This is a genomic window from Sphingobacterium sp. LZ7M1 (assembly GCF_024296865.1).
Lineage (GTDB): Bacteria > Bacteroidota > Bacteroidia > Sphingobacteriales > Sphingobacteriaceae > Sphingobacterium.
This window is the reverse complement of sequence record NZ_CP101134.1, coordinates 202755-214277: the sequence shown is the minus strand read 5'-3', so window position 1 is coordinate 214277 and position 11523 is coordinate 202755. Positions and strand designations below refer to the sequence as shown.

The 11523-nt window shown below is 42.2% G+C and carries 10 protein-coding genes and 1 tRNA gene; 5 read left to right on the top strand and 6 right to left on the bottom strand.

Going from position 1 to position 11523, the window contains the following annotated elements; translation table 11 throughout:
* Positions 1-180: 180 nt before the first annotated feature.
* Positions 181-720 (bottom strand): DUF2892 domain-containing protein, encoded by a 540-nt coding sequence (locus NMK93_RS00910; protein ID WP_185212923.1) that lies wholly within the window; start codon positions 718-720, stop codon positions 181-183.
* A 96-nt stretch (positions 721-816) separates the two neighbouring features.
* Here NMK93_RS00910 and ung point away from each other — a divergent pair, with 96 nt between their 5' ends.
* Positions 817-1488 carry a uracil-DNA glycosylase gene (ung, locus tag NMK93_RS00905; RefSeq protein ID WP_254526644.1) on the top strand — a complete coding sequence of 224 codons (672 nt, stop codon included), beginning with the start codon at positions 817-819 and terminating at the stop codon, positions 1486-1488.
* A 4-nt stretch (positions 1489-1492) separates the two neighbouring features.
* Here the strand turns inward: ung and NMK93_RS00900 are convergent, their stop codons facing one another.
* Positions 1493-2557, bottom strand: a complete 1065-nt coding sequence (locus tag NMK93_RS00900; RefSeq protein ID WP_254526645.1) for a DUF6695 family protein — start codon at positions 2555-2557, stop codon at positions 1493-1495.
* Positions 2558-2566: 9 nt separating this feature from the next.
* On the bottom strand, positions 2567-3037 hold the full coding sequence (locus NMK93_RS00895) for an Lrp/AsnC family transcriptional regulator (protein ID WP_093101265.1): 471 nt from the start codon (positions 3035-3037) through the stop codon (positions 2567-2569).
* Between the two features lie 327 nt (positions 3038-3364).
* On the opposite strand from NMK93_RS00895, the gene sufB reads away from it, so the two are divergent.
* The 4 genes from sufB (at position 3365) to NMK93_RS00875 (ending at position 8463) form a co-directional block, all read left to right on the top strand.
* The gene (gene sufB, locus NMK93_RS00890; protein WP_254526646.1) at positions 3365-4816 is read left to right on the top strand and encodes a Fe-S cluster assembly protein SufB; all 1452 of its coding nucleotides are present in this window, start codon (positions 3365-3367) and stop codon (positions 4814-4816) included.
* A 16-nt stretch (positions 4817-4832) separates the two neighbouring features.
* Positions 4833-5591, top strand: coding sequence for a Fe-S cluster assembly ATPase SufC (sufC, locus tag NMK93_RS00885; protein WP_185212919.1), 759 nt, complete (start codon positions 4833-4835; stop codon positions 5589-5591).
* Between the two features lie 48 nt (positions 5592-5639).
* Positions 5640-6947: a Fe-S cluster assembly protein SufD gene (sufD, locus tag NMK93_RS00880; RefSeq protein ID WP_185212918.1), complete on the top strand. Its 1308-nt coding sequence runs from the start codon at positions 5640-5642 to the stop codon at positions 6945-6947.
* Positions 6948-7242: 295 nt separating this feature from the next.
* Positions 7243-8463, top strand: a complete 1221-nt coding sequence (locus NMK93_RS00875) for an MFS transporter (RefSeq protein ID WP_254526647.1) — start codon at positions 7243-7245, stop codon at positions 8461-8463.
* An 842-nt stretch (positions 8464-9305) separates the two neighbouring features.
* On the opposite strand, the gene NMK93_RS00870 is transcribed toward NMK93_RS00875, so the two are convergent.
* From NMK93_RS00870 to NMK93_RS00860, 3 genes are all read right to left on the bottom strand, one after another.
* Complete coding sequence (locus NMK93_RS00870) at positions 9306-9686, bottom strand: PH domain-containing protein (RefSeq protein ID WP_254526933.1); 381 nt, start codon at positions 9684-9686, stop codon at positions 9306-9308.
* Between the two features lie 109 nt (positions 9687-9795).
* Positions 9796-9871: transfer RNA gene (locus NMK93_RS00865), tRNA-Gly, on the bottom strand.
* A gap of 77 nt (positions 9872-9948) precedes the next feature.
* Entirely contained in the window at positions 9949-11496 is a 1548-nt protein-coding gene (locus NMK93_RS00860; protein ID WP_254526648.1) for an NAD(P)/FAD-dependent oxidoreductase, read from the bottom strand.
* Between the last annotated feature and the right edge of the window lie 27 nt (positions 11497-11523).

Here is an 11523-nt window from a genome sequence, read left to right as displayed (position 1 = left end):
ATAGACACAAGACATAAGACATAAGACACAAGACAATAGACTCTTTCTGGCTCCCTATCCCAAATGACTGAGATAGTTGGCAGTCTTAGCCATTCTAATGTCTTGAATCTGTTGTCTACTGTCTAAAAAAGGAAAGGGTGGATTTTCAAAAATCCACCCTTTCCTTTTTTAAATATTTTGTTATCTAGAATAACGGAACTGTTGTTTGTCCATCATTCCCATTTGGTTTTTCATCAATTTGATCTGCTCTTCCAGCAATTTGTTTTTATCAGCTTTCTTAGCTTCGGCCAGAAGCTTTTCAGCTTCGCGCTTATTACGTTTTGCCATAGCGATACCAGCAAGGCTTAACTTGGCCAATGCCACGTTATGATCCATATGCAAGCCCATTGTCAAGGCTTTCTTGAAATATTTCTCTGATTGTAAAGGTGCTCTTTGAGATTCGATCAAGCCCAAAAGCATATGGTAGTAACCATATTGAGCAGAGATCAATTCCGTTTCGTAGTTCTTGATTTTCTTCAACCAAACTTCAGCTTTGTCCATACGTTCTTTGCGCAAGAACCATTGGGCGATAAGCATCTTCTCATTGAAGAACACGGTTACCCAAGCTAAAATAGTAATCAGGATTGCTAAAATCCCCCAGCCCCATTGACCAATCCAGAACAATGCAACCGTTCCGATCACCAACAAACTACAAATTATAATGCGAACTATATTTGACATAATTATGCTTAATACTGTAAGTTTGCAAATATCCGTTAAATTGCCGTAGTATCCAACTTGTTTACAGCAAAATAATGTAAAATTTTATATAAACATATGTCTGACCGTTTTGATTCTTCTTGGGAACCTATCATTAAGCCTTTATTCAACAGCACTGTCTTACAGGATTTATCCGAGTTTGTAATAAAGGAAAGAAGCCTGCACAAGGTTTTTCCTCCGCAGGACCTGGTTTTTAACGCCTTCAAATTGACCCCTTTTCAAAACCTGAAAGTAGTTATCTTGGGCCAAGACCCCTATCATAACGATGGCCAGGCACATGGGCTGTCTTTTTCGGTCCCTGCTGGAATTGCCATACCACCCAGTTTAAGAAACATCTATACCGAATTGGTGACTGACATTCCAGGATTTCAATACCCGAACCATGGCGATCTGACAAAATGGGCCAAACAAGGCGTTTTGCTCTTGAACGCAACCTTAACGGTTCGAGCACACGAAGCCGGTTCGCACCAGAAGAAAGGATGGGAATATTTTACGGATGAGATCATCAAAGGGATATCAGAGCAGAGCGAACATGTCGTATTCTTACTGTGGGGAAGCTATGCCATCAAGAAATCAGCATTGATCGATAGCAGCAAGCACCTTATCTTAACCGCTGTACACCCTTCACCACTATCGGTTTACAGAGGATTCTTCGGATGCGCCCATTTCTCACAGGCAAACAGTTACCTGCAACAACATGGGAAACAAGCCATTGATTGGCAAGTTTAGGCAGCTACGCGTACCTTTCCAATAAATTTTTGAATTTATAATCCTCGGTAGAGAGGACTTCAATATGATTGATCCTAATCTTCTGGTTATGCTGCAGGATATGGGTAAACATCAGATGGCTATCATAGGTAATCTCCCAATCCTCATGAAAATCCACAGGCTGGGACGCCTCGCCCAAAACAACGTATTCCAGGTTGCCTAAGGTCGAATATCGGCTGATCTCAATCTGCGCATCCGGTCTTTCGTGAAGGTAGTACCATGCCCCATCACCAACGCCGCCAAGATATTTCGCATGTTTAGGAACGGTGATAGGTTTAGACCCAAAATTAACGGCACCGATGATCAAGTCATTGGGCAGTAGATCCGCCTTGTTCCTGAACACATTATCTCCCAGCTGTTTAACCAGAAAAAAGAAAGACTTCCAACGGTCCATCTTGAATGACTGAAACCCGTCCGAAGGGCTATAGCTGTTCACCATCCTGCTCTTGCAAACATTCACGATATTGCTGATAGGGCTCGCTTTAATGGTTTCCGGCAGGTTGATACCGTGCCAGAAATGATATTTCTTGGAAGCCTTCATCAACATCCTGGTAATGAATCGGGAACAGTTGTTGTTATTCTTAGCGACAGCGCCATAGGGGTATGTACCCTCCTCTACGCATTTATCACCATAATCCTTGGCGATTTCAAAGTTGATATCGCTGGCCACGCTGAAAAAGACCCTTCCCTCACCATACATGGCACCTTTTAAGGGTTCGATTGCAGCAATGATCTCTTGGATGTTTTCGATCTGGCCATTCTTGAACTTAGCCTTGACCTTGATCTCCAGCATTGGGTCGGAATCCTTCGATCGTGCCCTTCCGTAACCTCGGGGGGTTATATAGCGGCCAAAATCATAAAAGAGCAACTCGCCCGTCTGGTGATTTACCAAGACAACACCGGTATGCCCAACCTTGAAGTTTAAATTTTTGACAATACCAATTTTTTTGAAAAACATCATCCATTTTTCATCTCCACGGATGGTAGCATCTGGCCATGTCAATATGATTGCAGAATCTTGATATGCCATCTTTAAAGATTAATATTCTAATGGTACAATTGGTTCTTTTTTACTGGTGGACATAATCATCATGGTTTGGAAAGTCTTCACAAAAGGAATCTTCGAAATCTTCTCCATGATTACCGCCTCATATGCCTTAATGTCTTTAACATATACTTTCAGCATGAAGTCGCAGTTACCTGTTACGTGGTGGCATTCGGTCACTTCGGGAATGGCACGAACGGCTTCCACAAATTCAGGAATGGCATTATGGGTATGGAAATCAAGGGAGATCTGAATGAATGATTTTATTCCTAATCCTAGCTTTTCCTCATCGACAAAAGCATGGTAACTCTTGATGAAACCAGAGTTCTCCAATTTACGGACCCGCTCCAATGTAGGGGCAGGCGAGAGACCAATATTGGTCGCCAGCTGTAAATTAGTTATCCTTCCGTTCTCCTGAAGAAGCTTTAGAATCTTCAAGTCCGTTTTATCTGGTTGGTAAGACATAGGCTTTTCAATAAAATTAAAGAATAGTAAATATACAAAATAATATTTGGTTTAACACAAAATGTATTTCTGAATTATTGGCGGGGTCTAATATAGACCGACTCAATCTATTGACTGACATTCAATTGATTTTATTTATATCAATCATTCTATTGTCATAATGTAATCATTCTAAATAGCCTTTAATGCAGAAGAAATGACATTTGTCATTTTTTTTGCGGTTTACTGTGTAGGTTGAACACAAAACAAGCTTTTTTCTGCATTATAAACCGTAACTTTGCAAATCAAAACCAATGGGAAAGAACCCATCATTAAAGTGAAAGAGATATGAGCACAAAAGACGACGATTTATTAAAAGAGTTAGAGCTCGAAGAATATAAGTACGGTTTTACGACCGACATTGAGATGGAGATCGCTCCAAAAGGTCTTAATGAAGATACCATCCGTTTGATTTCGAAGAAGAAAAACGAACCGGAATGGTTATTGGAGTGGAGACTGAAGGCTTTCCAACATTTCTTAAAAATGAGCATGCCGACTTGGCAAAACTTCAAGAACCCTGAAGTAGATTTCCAGGACATTTCCTATTACGCTGCCCCAAAACCTAAAAAACAACTTGATAGTTTGGACGAAGTGGACCCTGAATTATTGGCAACTTTTGCCAAATTGGGTATCCCCCTGGACGAACAGAAGGTACTTGCTGGGGTAGTAGCAGTTGATGCAGTATTTGATTCGGTATCTGTGAAAACCACGTTCCGTGAAAAACTGAAAGAACAAGGGGTTATCTTCTGTTCCTTCGGAGAAGCCGTACAAGAACACCCTGAACTAGTAAAACAATATTTGGGAACCGTAGTTCCTCAAACCGATAACATATATGCGGCCCTGAATTCAGCTGTTTTCTCGGACGGATCTTTCGTATACATTCCTAAAGGCGTTCGCTGCCCAATGGAACTTTCCACGTACTTCCGTATCAACGCAGAAAACACGGGACAGTTCGAGCGCACATTGATCATCGCTGATGAGGATGCCTATGTATCTTACCTTGAAGGTTGTACAGCACCGATGCGTGATGAAAACCAATTGCATGCTGCAGTTGTTGAACTAATTGCTATGCGTAATGCAGAGATCAAATATTCAACTGTACAGAACTGGTATCCTGGTGATAAAGACGGAAAGGGCGGAATCTATAACTTCGTGACCAAGCGTGGTATCTGTAAAGGTGATCACTCGAAAATCTCTTGGACACAGGTTGAAACGGGATCTGCCATCACTTGGAAGTATCCAGGAGTAATCCTGAAGGGAGACCATTCTGTAGGCGAATTTTACTCCGTGGCGATGACCCGTAACATGCAACTTGCAGATACAGGTACCAAAATGATCCACTTAGGAAAAAATACGCGTTCAAAAATCATTTCCAAAGGTATCTCTGCCGGCAAGAGCCACAACAGCTACCGTGGATTGGTTAAGATCGGACCAAATGCAGACAACTCAAGGAACTTCACCCAATGTGATAGTTTATTGATTGGCGACAGATGTGGAGCACACACTTTCCCATATATCGAGAGCAAGAACAAGACTGCTACCCTAGAGCACGAAGCAACCACTTCCAAGATCGGGGAAGACCAAGTATTCTACTTGAACCAACGCGGTATTGATTCGGAGAAAGCCGTAGGGCTTATCGTCAATGGTTATGCGAAAGAAGTATTAAATCAATTACCAATGGAATTTGCCGTTGAGGCACAGAAATTATTAGCGATCTCATTAGAAGGATCGGTAGGATAGAAATATAGAATAGAATATGTTAAGCATTAAGAATTTGCATGCGTCAATCGACGATAAACAAATATTAAAAGGACTGAATTTAGAAGTTAAGGCCGGCGAAGTTCATGCCATCATGGGCCCTAACGGAGCTGGAAAGAGTACATTAGGAAATGTATTAGCGGGACGTGACTCTTACGAGGTGACGGAAGGTGAAGCATTCCTAGACGGAGTGGATCTATTGGAGCTTTCTCCTGAAGACCGTGCTCGCGAAGGTTTGTTCTTGGCTTTCCAATATCCTGTTGAAATCCCAGGAGTTTCAAACATCAACTTCTTGAAGACAGCAGTAAATGATATCCGAGAATACAAAGGTTTACCTCCAATGGAAGCGAAAGACTTCTTGAAGACGGTAAAAGAAAAACAACAATTGGTAGAGTTTTCTGCTAACCTAGCAAACCGTTCCTTGAACGAAGGTTTCTCGGGAGGAGAGAAAAAACGTAACGAGATCTTCCAATTGGCCATGTTGAATCCAAAGCTTTCTATTTTGGACGAAACGGATTCAGGTCTGGATATCGACGCATTGCGAATCGTAGCGAATGGTGTAAACCAATTGCGCTCTAAGGACAATGCATTTATCGTGATTACACACTACCAACGTTTGTTGGATTATATCGTGCCGGATTATGTACACGTATTGCACAATGGTCGCATTGTAAAATCGGGAACAAAAGAATTGGCACTTGAATTAGAAGAAAAAGGTTACGACTGGTTAAAAGAATTAGATACGCAAAATGCCTAATCAGTTGTATTAAGAAACGAGGTAATGAGCGGATTGACAACAAATAACATGAGTACATTAGTAGCAAACTCCTTATTCCAACAGTTGACTTCAACATTTCAGGAACTGGAAACAAGCAATGATACGGCAGCGGTAAAAGCTCTTCGCGAAGAGGCTTACAGCCGTTTTCATGATCTTGGATTCCCTACTGTAAAGAATGAGGACTGGAAATACACGAATATCCATGCTTTGATCAACAGGAACTATCTGTTGAACGAGGATGTGGATGTTTCAAATTTAGATCTAAGCGCAGCGGACATCCCTGGATTGGATGCACACCGCATTGTGCTGATCAATGGTCAATATGTTTTGGCATTCTCTTCCTTGGAAGATGAGATCGGCTTGATCGTAAAACCTATCGAAGAGGCTCAAAATGAGCCGAAATTCCAAGAGCACTTTGCAAAACATGCAGATGCAACAGGAAGCACGACGGTAGCCCTGAACACTGCTTTTCACACTTCGGGAATCTTCCTGCAGGTGAATCGCAATAAGGTGGTTTCAAAGCCTATCCAAATCGTCCATGTCGCTACAGGGAACCAGGATTTCTTTGCACAGACCCGTAATCTATATATCCTTGAGCAGAATGCTGAAGTTGAAATCATCGAATCCTTTATCACAATGGATGGTTCGGCATTCAACCTGAACAACAAGGTTACCGAGATTGTCGTTGAAGAAAATGCGAAGATGCAACACTATTATTTGCAGTTAGCTTCAAATAACAGCCATTACATCAACCATACCGAGGTTTACCAAACGAAACACAGCTTGTACAACAACTACAACTGTAATTTCCCAGGTGTAGCCTTTGTACGCAATGATCTAAACGTTCGTTTGGACGCTGAACAGGTTGAATCGCACCTTTACGGGATCAACTTATTGGCTGACAATCAATTTGTAGACAACCATACCATCGTAGATCACATGAAACCTCATTGTGAATCATACGAATGGTACAAAAATATTCCACAGGACGAATCTACAGCTGTTTTCAACGGTAAGATTTTCGTTCGAGAAGATGCGCAGAAAACAAATGCCTTTCAACAGAACAACAACATGTTGATCGGCGACAAGGCGACTATCTATACCAAGCCACAGCTTGAGATCTTTGCAGATGATGTTAAATGTTCACATGGTTGTACCATGGGACAGTTTGATGATGATGCATTGTTCTACTTACGTGCTCGCGGTATCGGTGAAGAGAGCGCACGTATCCTGTTGGTTCATGCCTTTGCTTTTGACGTTACATCGAGGTTCTCTGATGAAAACGTAAGGAACTTTGTAGAAGCCTTGGTAGCAAAAGGATTAGAAAGAAAATAATAGTAGTGTAGTTTTAGTATAAAGGCGTCTTGGCGAAAGTTAAGACGCTTTTTTTTGTGTCATCAGTTTTCACGAATACCTTAATCCCATTTCCATTTTCGCCTCTCTAGGAAAGTATTTTTCTCAAAACATTTGAACTTCAGCCTCTTTGGTTTATATTTGCCATATGAGCACTTGCCAATTTGCACTATTCTTTATGGACCCTTGGATTTACTGAGTTAGATAAATCTTACGCGGTTTAATGAATCAGCTAATTTCCTTTTAGCTGCAGGTACAAACATTTCAATTTTATTTCATGGAAAAGAAACATTGGTTTAAAACCTATATCTATATATGGGTAGGGCAATTTGTCTCCTTGATAAGTAGCTCTGCCGTCAATTTTGCAATGATTATCTGGCTGAGCCTTGAGTTCAGGTCGGCGGAAGTCCTTGCCTTTGCCGCCATTTCGGGTCTATTGCCCCAGGCCATTATCGGTCCATTTGCTGGCGTGTATATCGACCGTTGGGACAGGAAGAAAGTCATGATATTTGCAGATGCTTTCATTGCCTGCTGTACTTTCATGATGACTTTCGCCCTGAAGGATGGAAACATCAATCTATCGCTGATCTATCTGCTGATGGTCTGTCGTTCCATAGGCTCTGCATTTCACCAGCCAGCAATGCAGGCAATCGCTCCGCTTTTGGTGCCAGAGGACCAGCTGTTGCGCGTTTCAGGTGTGAACCAGATCTTGCATTCTGTCAGTGCCATTGCCGGACCTGCATTGGGAGCCTTGGCCATTGCCAACCTACCGATCAACCAGGTCATTTACCTCGATGTATTGGGTGCAGCAGTAGCGATCACTAGCCTTTTGTTCATCAGCATTCCATATTTCAAGTCGGAAAGTAAAGCCTCATTAAGGCAGGTTTGGGGAGACCTGAAGCTGGGTTTCTTGGCCATCCACCAGAACAAAGGCCTAAACCGGATGTTTTTATACTCCATCATTGCCATGATGGGCATCCTGCCAGTTGCCATTATGTTCCCCTTACTGACCATCGAACATTTCAAAGGAGATAAATTTGAAATGAGCGTGATTGAAGTTATCTGGGGAGTAGGTATGTTGGTGGGAGGGTCTGCATTGAGTGCATTTAAGGTTTCCTTCAGAAAGATCCTTCTGATCAATTATATGCATATCCTACTGGGATTGACCTTTGTGTTTTCCGGTCTGTTACCAGCGTCCATGTTTATGGTTTTTGTGGTATTGACAGGAATAGGTGGAGCATCCATGTCGATATTCAATGCGGTATTTATGACCATCATCCAAGAAGAGATTGCTCCGGAAATGTTGGGCAGGGTATTTTCCCTGTATTTCAGTTTTGCAATCATCCCAAGTCTGATCGGGTTGTTGTTCGCCGGAAACATTGCAGATCATATTGGCGTAGCCAATGCATTTATTATTGCAGGTGTACTATGTGTGTTATTGGGTATAATATCGTTTATGACGCCGAGTTTAATGAAGTTGGGGATAAAGAAGGAGTAGATGATGTTTGTTAATTTTCCGAACTCCAGAGGGCAATGTCATTAAGTTAAGAAAAAAACAAAATTTAGGTTCTTCGTTACTTTTGAAGCCCAAAAGTACCAAACCGACGAAGGAGCTCACGGATACCAAAAACAAATCGAATCCGTAAAGGCTTCGGCCCATTTAAGGTGGCTTTTCGCACGGGCTCCCACACATGGATAGAATGCCTTGTTGTCGGGAATATCTTTCAATAGATCAACCCATTAAAAGGGATGATCTATTGAAAGCATTCCAAGGCCAATCCCATCGCACAAGTCGACGGCATTCTAACCATTTTTCCGCCAAGGAAATGAGCCGGATGCTAAAGGACTTCCTGCGGAAGGATGGTTGTTTGTATAAATTGGGAACCCCTGGAAGGGGTGACATCTTTGTAGTAAATCGGATTGTTAATCGGATAACCCACAGTGTGGGTGAAATATTTTTTAATAATTCCCTCATATTGGGCCAAAGCAATAAAAAATGGTTTCCTCATCTTGCGATTTGGAATGACCGATTTTCCTTAAAAAAAATAAAAATAGATTCTTCGTTGACACTCTGAATCCCTCTCTTGCACAACTGCTATTCTGAACGATGAGTGAAGAATCTGTACGGTTCTTCTCTATACGAACGTGTCATCCTGCACCTAAGGTGCAGGAACTGAAAGCCAATACAATCTATGTTATTTTTGATTTTAAAGGTTTGCATTTTTCCGAGATACTTCTGATGAACCTCAATATGACCCAACCATTTTAGCCAAAATTCCATCCATCCACCTCACCCCTCTTTTATTACCCTGCCCAATGAAAACCGCTAAAATATAGCTTCTAATCCTGCTTCTTGTTATGATAACTAACTTCAATCTGGGGATTGATTTTCAGGAGGGCATTGACAACTTCCTCATTATCTATTGGCGAGATATAGACCTCTTCATATTTATCATAATAGATAATCAGACCTTTCATGGCGGTTGCTGGTTTCATTCCGCTATATAAATTTTTGCCAACCTCAATGCGCCTAATCGAATCGACCTTGACCTTTCCAAAAAACACTAAGCAGCGATATCTTAAATATTCAGAATCGATTTTATAGGAGGTCGTGAAATAAGTAATCAGATAAAAGACGAGAACGCAGGCTACTAAGGTTGGAAGGACTGTCAAATACTTTGACAAGGGTGCTTTCGATATAGCCAAAATCCCCGTAAACATTGGTATTAAGATTGCAAAAAGGATCAGGAGGTAAAAATTATCCCATTTGGATTTATAAGTAGCCATTCCCTAAAATAACAAAAGCTTCCAATATTTGGAAGCTTTTGTTTGGAGCGAAAGACGAGATTCGAACTCGCGACCCCAACCTTGGCAAGGTTGTGCTCTACCAACTGAGCTACTTTCGCTTGAAGTGCTACAAAAATACAATAATACTTGATTCTTGTCAACATTAAGCGTGATATTTTTGCAAATAATTGTGAAATTATAGCGTGGCCATGATAGCATCCACACAATTCATTCCATCAATCGCGGCAGATACAATTCCACCTGCATAACCAGCACCTTCTGCACATGGGTATAAACCAGCGACTTGCGGATGTTGCAAACTATCTTTATCTCTTGGAATGCGTATCGGTGATGATGTCCTGGACTCTACCCCTACCAAAATTGCTTCATTACTATAATACCCTTTCATCTTCTTTCCAAAGATCGGTAATGCCCCTTGTAATGCGGTATGCACAAATTTTGGCAACACTTCACGCAGATCTACCGAACGTGTTCCGGGTTTATAGGAATTCTCGGGAAGATCAAGGGAAACTTTGTTCTGTACGAAGTCCACCATTCGCTGTGCTGGGGCAACGAGATTGCCTCCGCCCAGTTGAAAGGCTTTCTGTTCAATCTGTCGCTGAAATTCCAATAGGGCAAACGGATCTTGATCTGAACCCACAACATCCTCCAGGTTAATCTGGATGACGGTACCTGAATTGGCATGCGGATTATTTCTTTTGGAAGGAGACCAGCCATTTACCACGATTTCATCCTGATCAGTGGCACATGGAGCGATAATACCTCCGGGACACATACAAAATGAAAATACACCACGGCCGTCCACTTGTTCGACCAGACTGTAATATGCTGGCGGAAGGTTCTCCGGACGGATGGAGCAATGGTATTGGGCTGAATCAATGACCGCTTGGGGATGTTCGATGCGAACACCCAGGGCGAAAGGTTTTGCTTCCAACAGCCAATTTCTTGAACGGAACAGCTCAAAGATATCGCGTGCGGAATGGCCCGTTGCGACGATCACATGATCTGCTTTTATGATCCCTTCACTTTCGGTCTTAACCCCTTCTACCTTGCCGAACTGCTCTAATATATCTGTGACTTTACAATCGAAATGAACCTCACCGCCCATTTCAATGATTCTTTCACGGATACTCTCGATGATATGTGGCAATTTATTGGTTCCAATATGCGGTCGGGCATCTACTAAGATGTCCTCGGTTGCACCATGTTCCACAAAGATGGAAAGGACCTGTTGCACATCGCCACGTTTATTGGATCTAGTGTACAACTTACCATCGGAATAGGTTCCGGCACCACCCTCACCAAAACAATAATTGGATTCCGGATTGACGAAGCCTTCGCGATTGATCTTGGCAAGATCCCTTCTCCGGTCCTGCACTTTTTTCCCTCTTTCCAGCACGATAGGTTTCAGCCCCAATTCAATGCAGCGATAGGCAGCAAACAGTCCTGCAGGACCGGCGCCGATGATAATCACGGGCTTAGCGTCCTTTACGTTTTTAAGTGCAGTATGGTAATCAGGGAGTTGTACAGGTTCGTCGATAAAGAAGACGACCCGCATACGGAAGAGCACTTGCTTTCCACGAGCGTCTATGGAACGCTTACGGATATGGAAACCATCGATTTTATGAGTTGGAACACGAAGTTTTTTGGCTCCTTCAGCGCGGATTCGGTTCTCATCCTGAACTAAATCAGGACTAATGGCAATTTCAATTTCTTTTTGCATAGTCTGTTGGGGTTTTATCCCAAAAAT